The sequence below is a fragment of the Lachnospira sp. CLA-JM-H23 genome (genome assembly GCF_040096425.1).
Taxonomy (GTDB): Bacteria; Bacillota; Clostridia; order Lachnospirales; family Lachnospiraceae; genus Lachnospira; species Lachnospira rogosae.
The window spans coordinates 226,310-243,418 of the sequence record NZ_JBBMET010000001.1 but is presented as its reverse complement, the minus strand read 5'-3'; the positions used below and the strand labels follow the sequence as shown (position 1 = coordinate 243,418).

Below are 17,109 nucleotides of genomic sequence, written 5' to 3'. Positions count from 1 at the left end.
ACTTCTGATAATGTAATATATTATGGCTTAAAATATACAATAATGCAATATTTTACAGGATAATTTACACTTAATTTACACTTTAAAATTTATACTGTTATAAGCTCCTGCACATATCTTGACCTCTTCTGGTGTCTTGACCCGCCATCTATATAGATAATATCAAGCTCGTCTTCTGCCCTTGTCATAGCAACATAAAATAGCCTGCGTTCTTCCTCATAATCATCAACCTTCCCCATATAAGCATATGGTGTCACCTGTTCATTCGCTGATATTATTATAACCTTCTTCCATTGAAGTCCCTTAGCACCGTGAAATGTGCTAAGATACACGCCTTCATTCTTATCCGTTCTCACCCTGTATTCCCTGTCAGTTATATATCTGTACCATTCAGACATATTATCAAACTTTAACGCTTCCTTTTTCATAGCTTCTGACTGGTTAATGATATCCCCGCTGTCAAGTCCTGTATACTCTGCATACTCAAAAAGGTCATTTTCATACCCCATATCATCATATATATAATTGATAAACTGTGTCGGATTATCTATCCTTGAAAGGCTTCTTAAATCAAGAAACATATCATTGATTGTATCGTTAATTCTTAAGCAATCCTGTCTGCTGGCATTCTTTGTACAGGCTTCGTATATTTTATTCCTGTCAAATTCGCAATTGTGCACAAGGTTGCTTCTTATATATCTTTTGGGTCTGTTAATTATCCGGCTAAGATCCGTCTGTTCCGGCACACCTCTTGAAAGCCTGTAATATGCAAGCATATCGTAAAAACATATGCCAAGATGTATATCGTCCACATTATCCCTTGTAAAGAATGGCATACCTATCGTTTCTAATGTATTGACAAGCACCGAGGCCTCTTTCTTCACCCTGTAAAGTATTGCAATATCGCTTAAATGTCCGCCTGTCTTTACATAGTCATTAATAAGTGACACTGCCATATCTGCCTGCCTGCCATAAGATGCGGTCTGTCTTATATGCACTTTTCCCTCACCCTGCCTGTATGCTGACATATTTTTGACAATTCTGTTTTCATTATTTCTTATTACTTTGTCAGCACCTTCTATTATATATGGAAGACTTCTGTAATTAGTACCCAGAATTATCTGTACAGAACCAGGATATTTTCTTGAGAATTCCTTAAATATTGAGCTGTCAGCTCCTCTGAAACCATATATTGACTGGTCATCATCTCCAACTACACACACATTTTTCCTTAAATCAGCAACCATATATATAATCTCTGCCTGCAATGTGCCTGTATCCTGAAACTCATCAACCATTATATAGTCAAATATTCCCTGCCAGTATTCCAGCTCCTGCTTATTAGAGCTTAAGCATTTGTGACAATATAATATCATATCGTCAAAATCAAGCTTCTTATTATTCTTTTTAAATTCCTTATACTGGGAAAAAGTTATCTCAAGATATGCCTTAGAACTGCTTTTACTGTCCTGAATGTCAGCCGTACCGACCGCCATACTATTTATGTATTCATTACATTTTCTATAATACTCATCAAAATCATCAGGAACCCCTGATACTCTCTTATATAAAAGCTGTCTGTGAAATTCAGTAAAGAACTTTAATCTTCCGGCTTCCGATAATATATCTTCAGCCTTCAGATTATATGCTCTTGCAAGTACCGAATAACACAGGGAATGTATAGTTGAAAATCTTATGCCATCACTGCCATACTGCATTTTATACCTGTCTGCCATCTGCACTGCCGCAGCCTTGGAAAATGTAAGTACCAGTATTCTATATGGTCTGACACCTGATTTAATTATATTATTAGCCCTTGCCACTATAACCGATGTCTTTCCTGAACCTGCAACAGATATGATACACACCTGTCCATCAATTGTGTTAATGGCTTTCTGCTGTTCTTTACTATATTTCAATCAAATTCTCCTAAATTCTGAACTTTTCATACCACATAAGCACCATACTTACCATAAGTATAACTGATGATACCCATATTGTATGTATTCCAAATGTTTCTGATAAATTACCGCCTATTCCTGCACCAAGTGCAAAGAAAAATATAATTCCAAAATAATGAATTGCTTTAAATAACTGCTCTTTTTTTCTTTCTCTTACGAATACAGAAAGTGCATCTGTACCACTTCTTAAATTACCTATGCACATTGTGCTTGCATATGCAAAGCCGTTGACTTTTCTGAATGCTTGAACCTGCATAGCACACGAAAATGACACCATAATTGTTGCCACCATATTAAAAGTCTCTGGTATAAAACCTACAATTGTAAGTATTATAATTTCTATTAGAAGAACTAACTGTCTCCAATGGATTTTCTTTGCCATCTTGTATCTGGCATTAATCTGTTCTGTCACAAACACTCCAAGTCCGAATGCTAAGAAAGGAAACAGATACTTAATTCCACCGACTATATTTCCTGTCATAAAATTCTGACTCATAAGGACAACATTTCCTGTCTGTGCATTAGAGAATACTTTATCTCTTGTGAAATATGTATAAGCATCCTGAAATCCACCTGACACCGCAAGAACTGCACTATTCAGAAATGTTTCTGACATCTGGATTTGTTTCTTGGTTATCATAATAATACCAACCTCTTTCCTGTATTATCTGCGATATATCACTACAACATCACCATTCTGTATAAGTGTATCGCCAATAGGTATTATATTCTCTTCTCCTCTTTTTACAAGGGCAATTATAAGATTTTCTGGAAGATCCAACTGGCGTATTGTTCTATTGCACCAGTTATTATCCGAAGTTATGTTAATCTCCTCAAGCGAATCATTATCGCCATTCTCATATGCGGGAATACTGAGTATCAGATTATCCCCGCCGCATATCTTAGTATTGCCTCTTGTAATAATTGTTTCCCTGCCTCTTTTTATCATAAGTGCAATTGCACCTGTCGGCATATGTACTTCACTTATAAGCTTATTCTCCCAGTTATGGCCTTTAGGTATGAACATACGCATAAGCGTAATTGATGATTCTTCTTGATAATCATTAAATGTCTTACGTACATCTGATGTTTCATCAATCATATCCAACCGTCTTGAGACTGCTGGAAGAAGCGTTCCCTGAATTGCAACTGACAGAAGTGATATCATAAACACTATATTAAACAAATCCTTTGACATAACGCTTCCGCCCGCCATAATCACTATAGAGAACACTATTGAAGATGCTCCCCTAAGACCTGCCCACGACACTAAAAGGCACTGACGTACCGAGCATTTGAACGGCTTAAGTATCGCAAATACTACGGCCGGTCTCGCTATAAATGTAAGAAATACCGCAATTGCTATAGATATTGGTATAATTGTTAAAAATCTGTGAGGGTAGGATAACAATCCAAGCATAAAGAATATAACTATCTGTGCCAGTGTTGTTACACCATCAAAAAATGGAACAATATTACCTTTATTGCGTATCCTGCTGTTACCAAGCAGAATGCCAAAAAGATATATACATAAGAATTCATTGCCGCCGACTAACTGTGAAAGTCCTAAGCCTAAAAGCACAACAGCAAGAATAAATATAGTATCAAGTCCATTTACAATTATATCCGTCCTGGTAAGAACATATATGGCAGCCACCGCAAGACCTATGCCAATAAGCACACCATATACAATCTGTGCAAATATAACGTATGGAACTTTTATAAGATTATCACCATTAAGAATATATATTCCTATAACAGTAAGCATATAAGCAATAGGGTCATTACTACCACTCTCTATCTCTAAAAGCGAAGCAACACCATCTTTTAAATTAAGCTTCTTACGTCTTAATATTGCAAATACACTCGCCGCATCTGTTGCTGACAGAACTGCTCCAACAAGAAAGCTTTCCGCTATTGGAAATCTCAATACAAAATAACAGAACAGCATTGTAAATGCCGCTGTAAGAATTACGCCACAGGTAGACAATAGAACAGCTTTAACAGCAACAGGTCTGGCAGTCTTCCATTTAGTATTAAAACCACCATAAAACATAATAAACCCAAGTGCAATATTACATATATATTCTGTCATAGTAAAATTGTCAAATTCAATTCCAGCTATTCCATCGCATCCAAATAACATACCTATACCTATAAAAAGTATAAGTGCAGGCATGCCGAACCTTCCCGAAAACTTGTCTGCCGCAATACACATAATAAGCACCAATGCTACTAATATTATTTCTAATGTCATACAATCTCCCTTTTAACGCCTGCCCTCATAAGCTGTATACACTTCTTTAGATATGAAGGACTTATCACTCTGTTATCTTACTTCTTCATTCACACTTTCCGAACTAATCTGTTTATTTAGTATATTTTTATCTATTGTGTCAAAGATAATATGTTCCTATAATATCAGTCTGGCAATTATTTGTCAAACATACAATTGTTTATATATTCTTTTATAATTCCGACAACTCCGTCAGCACCAATTCTTGTTTCATCTATACACATATCGTAATATGCCGCATTTCCCCATTCCTGATCAGAACAATATTTATGAAACTCTGCTCTCCTGCTGTCAGTTTCATTAACAACAACCTTCGCCTTTCTTTCAGAAATATTATGGACATCTGCTATATGCTTAATTCTCTCAGCCTTATCTCCGCTTAAGAATACGCTTACCTTGTCTGGTCTGTCAGAAAATGCGTAATTAGCTCCCCTGCCTATTATCACACAATCACCGTCACCTATTATTGGATAAAGGGCTTTTCTTGCCTCGCTAAGCAGTACATTGTTCTCGTCACTGCTTATAGAATGCATTAAAGCATTTACCGGTATCTCGGAGAAGAAATAAGGGAATTTATCATATATCCCTTTTTCCTTAGCAAGCTTAACAATATGTTCCTTATTATAAAATGTAAGTCCATACTCATCAGCAAGTCTCTGACCTATCTCATCACCCATACATCCACACTGTCTTGCAATTGTAATAATCATATTTATCCTCCATTCTCATTATTATATATATAAAATTTTTTCACACACAGAAATAATCTTCAATATTTTGAAACCTGTGTGTCACAACTTCTTATTCTTTTATAAGAAGTTCGCAAATACACTTGCACCAACTACTGTAAGTATACCTGCAACAGCAATTGAAAGACTGCTCATAGCACCTTCTATCTCTCCCATTTCAATAGCTTTAGCTGTTCCTACAGCGTGTGCAGATGTTCCTATCGCAACACCTTTAGCTATCGGGTCTGTAATTCTGAATACTTTACATATAAATTCTGCTAATATATTGCCAATTACTCCGGTTACAACAATAACTGCAACTGTAATCGTTACATATCCGCCAAGTTCTTCTGATACACCCATACCAATTGCAGTTGTAATTGACTTTGGAAGCAATGTTACATATTGCTCGTGGGTAAGTCCAAAAACCACCGATAATACAAGCACTGTAACAAGGCTTGTGACAACTCCCGATGCTATTCCTAATATAATTGCCGCACAATTACTTTTTAAAAGCTCGAACTGCTCATAAAGAGGAATGGCAAGACACACCGTGGCTGGTGTCAAAAGCCAGCTAAGATACTTCGCACCGGCATTATAGCTTTCATAATCAACTTTACCAATTATTAATACAACCATAGTTACAATTATAGATATAAGCAGTGGATTAAACAATCCCAGCTTTAACTTCTTTTTAAGAAATGTTCCTGCCATATATGCGATAAGACTTATTGCTACTCCCGCAAATGCTGAATCAAGAAAAAAACTATTCATTATTATCCCCTCTCTTAGTACGTCTTACAATAAACTGTGTAACGTGTCCGCTTACACCCATAACAGTAAATATTGTTGCAACTGTTATTATGCATATCGGAACTAATATCGGCTTTAAATTAAGCCATGATGATATAAGACCTACTCCTGCAGGAATAAACATTACAGGCATAATTTCTATAAGAAATCGTCCTGCTTCCTTAACTGCGTCAAGCTTAATCAATCCTGTAAGAAGACCAGCAAATAAGATAACCATACCATAGATACTTGCCGGTACTGGAAGTGGTATGAACTTATTCATCAATTCACCCACTAACGAGATTACAAGAATAATCAAAAACTGTTTAAGATACTTCATAAATAAACCTCTTTTCTTTTGTGCTCTTATTTCATATATATTTGAACGGTCCAGTGCACAAATTCGCCAACTATTATATCTCTGCCTCGTTATATATATCAAGTGTATCCGCCAGAAATACACAAAAAATACAATAACACATATAAAAAAGAATATGTAAAAACACATTCCTGCACCGAGCACGGTCGCTTGCGATAAAATACATCTTCGTGCGAGTGTGCATAATCGGCATATAGTGCCTTTTATGTAATAGGGAATTCTATTGGAATTTCCTATTACATAAAAAAGCCGCAGCTATCAGATTATCCTGACAACTGCAGCTGCAACAAGTATACATTAAACCGTACACATTATATTATTATTTTCCCTGCTCTTTTACGAAATCTTCGTATAAAGGAGACATGCTTCTTAATCTTTCTACGATACCCTTTAATTCATCTACAACATAATCAGCATCTTCGATTGTTGCATCTTCACCAAGTGAAAGTCTTAATGAACCGTGTGCTATCTCGTGAGGAAGTCCGATTGCAAGAAGAACATGCGATGGGTCAAGTGAACCTGATGTGCAGGCTGAACCTGATGAACCACATATTCCCTTCTGATCAAGCATAATAAGCATTGATTCACCCTCAATAAATCTGAAACAGAAATGAACATTTCCAGGAAGTCTGTCTGTTCTGTCACCATTAACTCTTGAGTATGGAATTTCTGCTAACACTCTGTCAATAATGTGATCTCTTATTGCTGAGATATTCTTAATATTCTCTGACATATTAGTATTGGCAATGCTTGCCGCCTTAGCCATTCCGATAATACCTGGTACATTGTGAGTTCCTGCTCTTCTGCTTCTCTCCTGTGAACCACCGTGAATAAATGAACCAATCTTAACCTTGTTGCTTACATATAAGAAACCAATTCCCTTAGGACCGTGGAACTTATGTCCGCTTGCGCTTAACATATCAATATTCATTTCCTGTACATTAATAGGAATATGTGCAAATGCCTGTACAGCATCTGTGTGGAATATCACTCCCTTAGAATGTGCAATTGCACCTAGTTCCTTGATTGGCTCAACTGTACCGATTTCATTATTAGCAAACATTATGCTTGCAAGTATTGTTGTATCTTTAATTGCCGCTTCGAATTCTATAGGGTCAACCTTTCCGTATTCATCAACATCAAGATATGTCACTTCATATCCGTGCTTTTCAAGCCATTCGCAAGTATGAAGAATTGCATGATGTTCAATCTTAGTTGTAATAATGTGATTACCCTTTGACTTAAATGCCTCTGCTGCTGCCTTTAATGCCCAGTTATCAGACTCGCTTCCGCCACCTGTAAAATATATTTCATTAGGCTTAGCCGCACCGAGAATAGAAGCTATAGTTTCTCTTGCTTCTTCCATATCATTCTTAGTCTTCTGTGCAAAACTATATACACTTGATGGATTAGCGTATGATTCTGTAAAATAAGGCACCATAGCATCAACAACTTCCTGTCTTACTGCTGTTGTAGCCGCATTATCCATATAAATAAACTTACTCATTATTATTATCCTCCGCATTTTGTTTCTGAATATCAACCTATCTATCCAATATGAAATATTATAAAGCAGACATAGTAATTGTCAAGAAAATTTTACAGCCGCTTCCTTTTCTTTATTTCTTTAACGTTATTATATCTACCCTATACTCACGAACCCGTGCTATCGCACTCTCTCGTCCTGCTTCGCACGACTGTTCGTTCGTTAATGGCACAAGAAAAGTAAATGTCTGCTTCGCAGCCGCTTCCTTTTCTTTTGTGCTCATTATATGATAGTTCCTCCACCAAGAACATATTCACCATCATATAATACAAGTGCCTGTCCTGGTGTAACTGCCCTTTGTGGCTCATCAAACTTACACTCAAGCGTGTTATCATCAATCATTCTTATTGTACAGTCTGCACCCTCATGGCTGTAGCGTATCTTTCCTCTTGCTCTCATTGGCTCTTTAAGGGCTTCAATTGCCATAAAATTAAGATTCCCAGCATACAATGTATCAGTAAACACATCTTTATTCTCACCAATAACAACTTCATTGGTATCAGGTCTTACTGCAACAACAAATACAGGATGTCCCATAGCAAGTCCAAGCCCTTTTCTCTGTCCAACAGTATAGTGGATAATTCCATTATGCTTTCCGATTACATTACCATCAACATCAACGAAATTGCCCGGAACTGACTTATAATCAGTAGTTCTTTCTATATATCCTGCATAATCATTATCAGGAACAAAACATATCTCCATACTGTCCGGCTTATTTGCAACCATAAGATAATTATCTGCCGCAATCTTTCTTATCTCATCTTTAGTATAATCTCCAACTGGCATAAGAGTATGTGCAAGCTGACTCTGTGTAAGATTATAAAGTGCGTATGTCTGATCTTTCTTAGCTGTAACCGAATTCTTAATTGCATATCTGCCATTATCAAGCTGGCTTATTCTTGCATAATGTCCAGTTGCTATATAATCAGCACCTATATCAAGGCTTCTTTTAAGAAGCGATTCCCATTTGACATATCTGTTGCAGGCGATACAAGGATTAGGAGTTCTTCCCCTCTTGTATTCATCAACAAAATAATCAATTACACTTTTCTTAAATTCATTCTTAAAATTCATTACATAATAAGGTATATCAAGCTGTCCAGCCACGCGTCTTGCATCATCTACAGCAGATATTCCACAACAGCCATTCTCTGTTGTTTCTACTGCATCGTCCTGCCATATCTGCATTGTAACGCCAATGACGTCATAACCCTGCTCTTTTAAAAGATATGCGGCAACAGATGAGTCAACACCTCCTGACATACCTACAACAACTTTCTTCTTCATATATTCTCCATTTCAATCCATATTATCCGGTTATTATACATTTATCTGCAATACTGCATATCTCATCCCAGTCATCTGCCGAGTCTTTATCATATACCGCACACACTTTCAATCCAGCATTATGTGCCGCCCGAACGCCTCTTAGAATATCCTCATACACCCACGTATCAGATATATCCATTCCTGCTGACCTGGCAACCTTTTTATAGCTTTCCTTATCACTCTTTCCTATGCCGACATCATATACTGTGTATATTCCCTCAAAACATTCATATATTTCTAACCTTTTAAGAAGAATTTCCACACTGGAAGTATCGGAAGCACTGAATATTACAAGCTTGCTTCCAGCCTCATATTCTCTTCTTATAAGCTTTATCATTCCCTTCTTTGCAGGAATATCACTTGCATAATGCTTATTCATAATATCAACTGCTGCCTCTGTTATCTGTTCTAGCGATGTATCAATCCCAAGAACATTTTGCAGATAAGCCGCATATTCCGAAAGGTCCATAACTCCTGTTATCTCATCAAAATTCTTTGGAAGCTTAGCACCTCTTAAAATGGCATATTCCCTTGCACTATTCTTCCAGAACGGCATAGAGTCAACAAGTGTTCCGTCCATATCAAATATTATGTTCTTATTATAATTAAACAGCTTTCTTGTCTTCTTATAAAGCTTTCGTGTCGCCTCCGCGCAGTCATCACTTGCAAATATCGCCGATACAACAGCAATTCCGTCCACGCCTGTATCTTTTAAATAATCACAGTTGTCATAATTAATGCCGCCAATTGCAACTATCGGCATATCAAGCATAGCTGTAAGCTTAAGAAGATTATCCCTGCTTAAATCTTTGGCATCTTTCTTCGTGCTTGTATGAAATACAGCTCCCATTCCAACATAATCAGCACCAAGTCTTGCCGCATTTGCCGCCTGCTCTGGTGTCTTTACTGTCATTCCTATTATCTTGTCAGGTCCTAGAAGCTCTCTTGCTGTTTCGTAGCTTGCATCACTTTGTCCTATATGAACTCCGTCAACATCTGCCTCTAACGCCGCGTATATATCATCATCTATAACAAATGGCACACCATATCTTCTTGCTATCGGTTTAATTGCCAATGCTTTTTTTACAATCTCCTCGTGTGTCGAATCCTTTTCTCTTAACTGCAAAAATGTAGCTCCTGCCGCAAGGACTTTCTCAATCTCTTCATAGAAATCCCTGCCATTAAGCCATTGCGTATCTGTAACGGCGTAAAGCTGCATATCTTCACGGGTAACTTTCATAATAATCTCCATTTCTGCGTACACTTTTTTTACATTAGTATAATATAATTCTTTTCAATTTAAAGCAACTGTCTTATAATAAATCTTTAGCAAAATATCATAAACTTAACAAGCCCTGTTATGGGCAGGATAGGAGATTAATTATGACTAAAGATTTAACAAAAGGTAAAATTATGCCTCTCCTTGTTGGATTTACAATACCGTTAGTCCTCGGTAACTTATTCCAGCTTACATATAACGCTGTCGACAGTATTATTGTAGGACAATTCGTAGGTAAAGAAGCCCTTGCGGCCGTTGGTATATGCAACCCTGTAATGACTCTTATGATTTTATTCTTAAATGGTCTGTGTATGGGTGCGAGCATACTTATGGGTACACAATTCGGAGCTAAAGATTACAACAAGCTTCAAAGACAGATAAGCACAACAATGCTTTCAGGCACTGTATTCTCTGCAATATTAAGCCTGTGCTGCATTATCTTTTCAAGACCTATTCTTAAATTGTTACAGGTTGACCCATCTATTATGGATTTAACTGTTTCTTATATGAGAATTATATTTTTAGGATTGATATTTACATTTTTATATAATTTCTTTTCAAGCACATTAAGGGCATTAGGCGACAGCCAGACTCCTTTATACTTCCTTATTGCAAGCTCACTGCTTAATATTTTCGGAGATTTATTCTTTGTAATTGTCCTTAAAATGGGAAGCAACGGCTGTGCAATATCAACTGTAATAAGCGAAATGATGTGCTGTGTATTCTGTATTATATACATACAAAAGCGTGTCGAGATATTAAGGCTAGGCAGAAAATGGCTTGTATTTGACAATTCACTTCTTAAAAAGACAATAAGCTACGGCTGGGTATCCGCTATGCAGCAGGCAACTGTCCAGTTAGGAAAGATTGGCATTCAGGCAATCGTCAACACTATGGGCGTGTCCGTAGCCGCTGCATTTGCTGTTGTCAACAGAATTGATGATTTTGCGTATACTCCTGAGCAGAATATCGGCCACGCTATGACTGCACTTATGGCTCAGAACAAAGGTGCTAATGAAAAAAAACGTATGAAAGAAGGCTTTAAATGTGGTATGATGCTTGAATTCATATATGGAATTATTCTTTTTGCCGTGTGCTTTATACTTGCACGACCACTTATGCTTCTGTTTGTTAAAGATGAAGAAGTTATTCTACATGGTGTTAAGTATCTGCGCCTTATCTCATTTATGTATATACTCCCAGCCGCTACTAACGGCATACAGGGATATTTCCGTGGAATTGGCGATTTAAAGATTACACTTTTAAGCAGCTTTATCAATATGGGCGTACGTGTTATAGCCGCTATCCCACTCGTTCTTGTAATGGGCATGGGAATTGAAGCCCTCCCATTATCATACCTTGCCGGCTGGATTGGTATGCTTATTGCTGAACTTCCGCTGCTTATAAGGAATTACAGGTCCATTGCAAAATAGGCTTCACTGAATATAAACTATGAATAAAAAATGATAAAATTTTGATTAAAATTTGAACTCAATAATACAGACATCTTGCCGCAACTACAGATTAATTGAACTTGATTTATAGTATTTACAGTGATAGAATAATAATATCTTTTTGGAATTAGCAACAAAAGATTAAATTATACTGATTACTCAGTTATAGTAACAATTATTCACTAAGCAAAGAAACAGGCGGGATTTAATATCCCGCCTGTTTCTTTATAACTATTCACAGAATGTAAGCCTGTTTCCTGTTAATCCAAGCAAAGGCTTAAACTCTGCATTCTTCTTATAATTTATAATAATACATTTTCTAACTTTAACTTAGGTACGTGATGAACCTGATTGTCATCTCTGTAATACTTAAGATTCGCTCCCTCAGATACTTCATCAATAACAACCTGTTCCTTAGGATATCCCAATGCAATAACAAGTCTTGCTGTCATACCCTCTGGAATTGAAAGTTCTTCGTTAAGCTTAGGAATATTAACACTTGCAAACATACAGCCTCCAAGATTAACCTCATTGGCGGCAAGAAGTATTGTCTGTGCCGCTATTCCCTCATCTCTTGATGCTGATACGCTTGAAGCACTGCATATTATTATGTAGCCTGCTGGTCTTTCACCCTCAACAGGACCATCCCAGTCTGGAAGCGCACCTGCCCATTTTAATGTGTCAAACACTTTTTTATTGCTTTCCTCATCACACACAACCTTATATCTTAAAGGCTGGTTGTTAGCACCTGAAGCTGTATTTCTTGCTATATCAACAAGATTTACAAGCTCGTTCTTTTCTATTTTCTTATCCTCAAAAAAACGTCTATATGAACGGTTCTTTAATACAAGTTCCTTAAATGACATATGACTCTCCCTTCTGATTATATTAAATTTATTACTGTACCATACAAGCCTGCTTAATCTGCTTTACTATATGCTCACTATGAAGCTTAAAACGCCTCTGTTCTGACGGAATGAACCTCTCTGACATTATGAAATCAATGAATTCCTCATATGGCATATACATATAGTCCATAGTTTCACCCTGCTGTAATTTAACGTGTTCCTCATCATCACATACATTAAGATAACCATAATATATACAATGTCTTGCATCATCAGTATACCTATAAAGTTCAATTAAATCCTCTGGCGATTTCTTAATTCCCGTTTCTTCCAGAAGTTCCCTTACCGCTCCTGTCCTAGGTGTTTCACCGCTGATAATAGAACCTCCTGTAACTTCCCATTTTAAAGAATTCGTCTTGTTACGCGACCTCTGCGTTGTAAGCACCTTTCCTGTCTTTGTAACTGTATACACCATAACAACTATGTGGTACACGCCTTCTGGAAGTGACTTTGCCATACTTCTGCGAACTTCAAAACCTAACTTATTCTCATTGGCATCATAAGCGTCCCACATCTCCTCATCGACCATTTCAATGAAGCTGTCATAATACTGCTCCTTAAAATATATCATTTCTTCTATCTGCTGTTTGGTATATAATATGTTCTCAGGTGCAACGACCCACACTGTTCCTGAATCATCTCTCCTTCTTGCAACTGCAATAAGAACACCTGAATATTCATCAACAGCAACATCAACACCTACAAGATACACTCTCTGGTCATCTGTTACCGGTTTGAATTCCAGATCCTTATCATTGATAACGTATCCGACATTAATCGGATACACAACCGAGGGGTTATCCTCGTCTGTACTTCCCAATGGGTGGTCAACTTTTACGGCTACTAATTCTTCTCTCACTGTTCCTCCTCCAGGTACTAACAATAGACACAAAATGTTGTTCTTACTTATTATCTAACCACTTATAATGATAAATGTAATTTGCCACTAATATTATATATTATTTTACATTTGTTGCAAGTATTTTACAATAAAGGCGATATCATTCTTAACATACATACCCCAAGTCTTAATGGCTTAATAACATCTTTAGTATAATCAGCTGTCACTTCGTGTCCTGCCTCAAAGTTATTTAACATATCCTGCTTTACACTTAATGCCGTCGCTTTATTATATATAAATACTGCATTTTCAAAATGAAGATATAAGCTTCTGTAGTCCATATTGATTGTGCCAACAACAGATACTTCATCATCACATACCCACTGCTTAGCGTGACAGAATCCTGGTGTATACTCATATATTCTCACGCCAGCCGAACACAGTGGCTCATAATAAGACCTTGTAATTCTGTATACAAGCTTCTTATCTGGTATTCCCGGTGTGACAATTCTTACATCAACGCCTCTCTTAACCGCAAGCCTTAACTCTCTTTCCATCTCATCAGTGATAATAAGATACGGAGTTGTGATATACACATAGTCCTTGGCATTTTTTAGAATATTAAGGTACACGTCCTCACCAATTCTGTCCTGTCCTAATGGATTATCTGAATATGGCTGTACATAACAGTCTTTCATAACTGCCTTATATGTACCATCTGTCGCATCAAGATATTTATTATAATCATTATCAGTATGTTCTATGGCATTCCACATAGTAAGAAAGCTTGCTGTGAGACTCTTTACCGCATCACCCTGAAGCTTAATTCCTGTGTCCTTCCAGTAACCATATGGGTGTGTTATATTAAAATACTCATCTGCAAGATTATATCCACCTGTAAAGCCTACCTTGCCGTCAATAACGGTTATCTTCCTGTGATCCCTGTTATTCATAAACATATTTACAATAACTTTAAGTGGATTGAATACACGGCACTGTATGCCCTTCTGCCTCATCTGTTTTATGAACTCTTTATTAAGGAAAAAAATACTTCCTAAATCGTCATAGAATATTCTTACCTCCACACCGCTCTGTGCCTTATTTTCAAGGATATGCTTAAGCCTTGCAAAGCTTTCAGCATCTTCAATAGCGTGATATTCCATAAATATAAAATGCTCTGCCTTTTCAAGTTCAACAAGCTGTGCCTCAAAGCTTACATCAGTAGTTGGATAATATTTTACATCTGTATTGCTGTATACAGGATATCTTGCTGTATTGCTTATATATCTGCACTGGTTAGCTACGCCCTTGTCCTTGCTGGCTATATCATCTATTATGTCATTATCCTGCTTTAAGAGGGTAAGCACATTCGTTTCAATATTATTAAATGAACGTCTAACACCTTTAGTTACAATAGAACGTCCAAATAGCAGATATATACATATTCCAAAAAACGGAACTGCAGTTATTACGATAAGCCAGGGCATTTTCTGTGCCGCATTAACGTGTGTTCCAAATATTTTAAGGGCAATAAACATTGCTATAAATGTAAGAAGCAATGTTATGGCAGTTGAATATGTATTCAGCTTCATCATTAAAAATATCATCCAGCCAGTCTGTATAAGAACAAGAAGCCCTATCAGTATCAACCTTGTTGCACTATTTTTTATGCTTGATTTTTTCTCTGTACGCATACCATCACCATTCCTGCATATATTATCTATAATTCAATCTGTGCATCATCACAAATCTTATGTAATAGATAATTATACACCTATATTGTCTGTCCTGCAAACTGTGTCATATATAATTTATAATATCTTCCCATTTTGTTAAGAAGTTCTTTATGATTGCCTGCTTCAACTATATGTCCCTCATCCATAACAACAATTATGTCAGCATCCTGTATTGTAGACAATCTATGAGCTATTATAAGACTTGTCCTGTTCTCCATAAGCTTAAGCATTGCATCCTGAATATGCTTTTCAGTTCTTGTATCCACGTTAGATGTCGCCTCGTCCAATATAAGGATCTTAGGCTGTGCAAGAAATGCTCTTGCTATTGATAAAAGCTGTCTTTGTCCCTGTGATATATTCTCACCCTCTGCCATAAGCTCTGTATCGTATTTTAATGGCATTTTATTAATCATAGTATCGCAGTTGCTCATAGCCGCAGCGGCATACATCTGCTCATCAGTTGCCGCTTCATTGGAATACTTAAGATTATTCTTTATTGTATCTGCAAATAATACAGTATCCTGCAATACAATCGCTGTGTTCTTACGGAGTGTGGCACAATCTATGTCCTTTATATTAACATCATCTATTAATATCTCTCCGCTGTCAACGTCATAAAATCTCATTAAAAGATTGACAACTGTTGTCTTTCCGCTTCCTGTTGAGCCTACAAGTGCCACCTTCTGTCCTGCCTTAACTTGAAGATTAAAGTCATATAGCACCTGCTTGTCCTTGGTATATGAGAAATTGACATCTTTAAACTTAATAACGCCCTCAAGCTTATCCATATTCTTATCACCACTCTTATCTTCAAGCGGTTCGTCCATAACTGCAAATACTCTCTCTGCCCCCGCTATGGCTGTCTGTATCTGTCCATATATCTGTGCAAGCTCATCAATTGGTCTTCCAAACTGCTTCGCATATACGATAAATGCAGATATAACACCGATAGATATAATATGGTTAATGGCAAAATATCCGCCAAATGCCGCAATAATAACAAAGCTTATATTATTGATTACATTCATAACTGGTCCCATTGAACCGCCAAGAATCTCTGCTATAATTCCAACCCTTGTAAGTTCATCCGACACACTGTTAAAGTCTTTTATGACATTTTCCTGCCTGTTATATGCAACAACTGACTTATAACCTGTAACCATCTCCTCAACCGTTCCATTAAGATTACCTAAAAGCACCTGTCTTTTCGTAAAGAACTTCTTCATAGCCTTAGATAAGAACTTAGTTGCAATCACTGTAAGAATTACAGTAACGCACGATAACAGTGCAAGCTGTGGACATAATACAGTCATCATTATAACTGTTCCAATAATCGTTAATACACCTGAGAACATCGAACTTAACGATTGCGAAACTGTTGTTGATATATTCTCAATATCGTTAGTCATACGGCTCATAATATCTCCGTGGCTGTTACTGTCAAGGTATCTTACAGGAAGATTAACTATGTGCCTGAATAAATCTTCTCTCATCTTCTTTACGATATTCTGGCTTAATACCGCACTTATCTTGGTCTGTAAAAATGTACATATACTATGTATTATGTATACAACCACCATTGTTATAAGTATCGGAGTTAATTCCTTAAATCTGCCAGAAGCTATAATATCAATTGCATTACTCTGAAGCTTTGGTGCATATACCGAACATATTACTACAACGATAACAGCCGCCAGAAGCCCTATAATCATAGCTTTCTCAGCCGCAAAATATGCTATCAGTCTTTTTAAAGTACCCTTCTTGTCCTTAGCCTTCTCAACAGTAAGATTGCGGTTGCCAGGTCTTCTGCCAAAGGCTTTATAATTATTCATCTGTGCCTGTCTGCTCTGCTCCATT

15 protein-coding genes are annotated in these 17,109 nt (G+C 36.9%); 1 reads left to right on the top strand and 14 read right to left on the bottom strand.

Going from position 1 to position 17,109, the window contains the following annotated elements:
* Positions 1-89 precede the first annotated feature (89 nt).
* The 10 genes from WMO42_RS01090 to thiE form a co-directional block, all read right to left on the bottom strand.
* Positions 90-1,919: an ATP-dependent helicase gene (locus WMO42_RS01090; protein WP_349191360.1), complete on the bottom strand. Its 1,830-nt coding sequence runs from the start codon at positions 1,917-1,919 to the stop codon at positions 90-92.
* A gap of 10 nt (positions 1,920-1,929) precedes the next feature.
* Entirely contained in the window at positions 1,930-2,601 is a 672-nt protein-coding gene (locus tag WMO42_RS01085) for a YoaK family protein (RefSeq protein WP_022502864.1), read from the bottom strand.
* A gap of 24 nt (positions 2,602-2,625) precedes the next feature.
* Complete coding sequence (locus WMO42_RS01080; RefSeq protein WP_022502865.1) at positions 2,626-4,218, bottom strand: potassium/proton antiporter; 1,593 nt, start codon at positions 4,216-4,218, stop codon at positions 2,626-2,628.
* 176 nt (positions 4,219-4,394) lie between these two features.
* The gene (locus WMO42_RS01075; protein WP_090139489.1) at positions 4,395-4,967 is read right to left on the bottom strand and encodes a cytidylate kinase-like family protein; all 573 of its coding nucleotides are present in this window, start codon (positions 4,965-4,967) and stop codon (positions 4,395-4,397) included.
* Between the two features lie 99 nt (positions 4,968-5,066).
* On the bottom strand, positions 5,067-5,759 hold the full coding sequence (locus WMO42_RS01070; protein ID WP_022502867.1) for an LrgB family protein: 693 nt from the start codon (positions 5,757-5,759) through the stop codon (positions 5,067-5,069).
* Positions 5,752-6,117 carry a CidA/LrgA family protein gene (locus WMO42_RS01065; protein WP_022502868.1) on the bottom strand — a complete coding sequence of 122 codons (366 nt, stop codon included), beginning with the start codon at positions 6,115-6,117 and terminating at the stop codon, positions 5,752-5,754. Before WMO42_RS01065 ends, WMO42_RS01070 begins: the two co-directional genes overlap by 8 nt.
* A 358-nt stretch (positions 6,118-6,475) precedes the next feature.
* A complete protein-coding gene (gene nifS, locus WMO42_RS01060; protein WP_022502869.1) occupies positions 6,476-7,663 on the bottom strand; it encodes a cysteine desulfurase NifS in 1,188 nt (395 codons plus the stop codon).
* A gap of 112 nt (positions 7,664-7,775) precedes the next feature.
* On the bottom strand, positions 7,776-7,925 hold the full coding sequence (locus WMO42_RS01055; protein WP_022502870.1) for a hypothetical protein: 150 nt from the start codon (positions 7,923-7,925) through the stop codon (positions 7,776-7,778).
* Complete coding sequence (gene mnmA, locus WMO42_RS01050; RefSeq protein ID WP_055175518.1) at positions 7,925-8,992, bottom strand: tRNA 2-thiouridine(34) synthase MnmA; 1,068 nt, start codon at positions 8,990-8,992, stop codon at positions 7,925-7,927. Before mnmA ends, WMO42_RS01055 begins: the two co-directional genes overlap by 1 nt.
* 22 nt (positions 8,993-9,014) lie before the next feature.
* Positions 9,015-10,274: a thiamine phosphate synthase gene (gene thiE / locus WMO42_RS01045; RefSeq protein WP_070101781.1), complete on the bottom strand. Its 1,260-nt coding sequence runs from the start codon at positions 10,272-10,274 to the stop codon at positions 9,015-9,017.
* A 143-nt stretch (positions 10,275-10,417) separates the two neighbouring features.
* On the opposite strand from thiE, the gene WMO42_RS01040 reads away from it, so the two are divergent.
* Positions 10,418-11,746 (top strand): MATE family efflux transporter, encoded by a 1,329-nt coding sequence (locus WMO42_RS01040; RefSeq protein ID WP_022502873.1) that lies wholly within the window; start codon positions 10,418-10,420, stop codon positions 11,744-11,746.
* 323 nt (positions 11,747-12,069) lie between these two features.
* Here WMO42_RS01040 and WMO42_RS01035 read toward each other — a convergent pair whose 3' ends face one another.
* From WMO42_RS01035 to WMO42_RS01020, 4 genes are all read right to left on the bottom strand, one after another.
* Positions 12,070-12,633 carry a nitroreductase family protein gene (locus tag WMO42_RS01035; protein WP_349191355.1) on the bottom strand — a complete coding sequence of 188 codons (564 nt, stop codon included), beginning with the start codon at positions 12,631-12,633 and terminating at the stop codon, positions 12,070-12,072.
* A gap of 31 nt (positions 12,634-12,664) precedes the next feature.
* Positions 12,665-13,534 carry an NUDIX hydrolase gene (locus WMO42_RS01030; RefSeq protein WP_022502875.1) on the bottom strand — a complete coding sequence of 290 codons (870 nt, stop codon included), beginning with the start codon at positions 13,532-13,534 and terminating at the stop codon, positions 12,665-12,667.
* Between the two features lie 125 nt (positions 13,535-13,659).
* Positions 13,660-15,210, bottom strand: a complete 1,551-nt coding sequence (gene cls, locus WMO42_RS01025) for a cardiolipin synthase (RefSeq protein WP_022502876.1) — start codon at positions 15,208-15,210, stop codon at positions 13,660-13,662.
* Between the two features lie 80 nt (positions 15,211-15,290).
* On the bottom strand, positions 15,291-17,108 hold the full coding sequence (locus WMO42_RS01020) for an ABC transporter ATP-binding protein (protein WP_349191353.1): 1,818 nt from the start codon (positions 17,106-17,108) through the stop codon (positions 15,291-15,293).
* Between the last annotated feature and the right edge of the window lies 1 nt (position 17,109).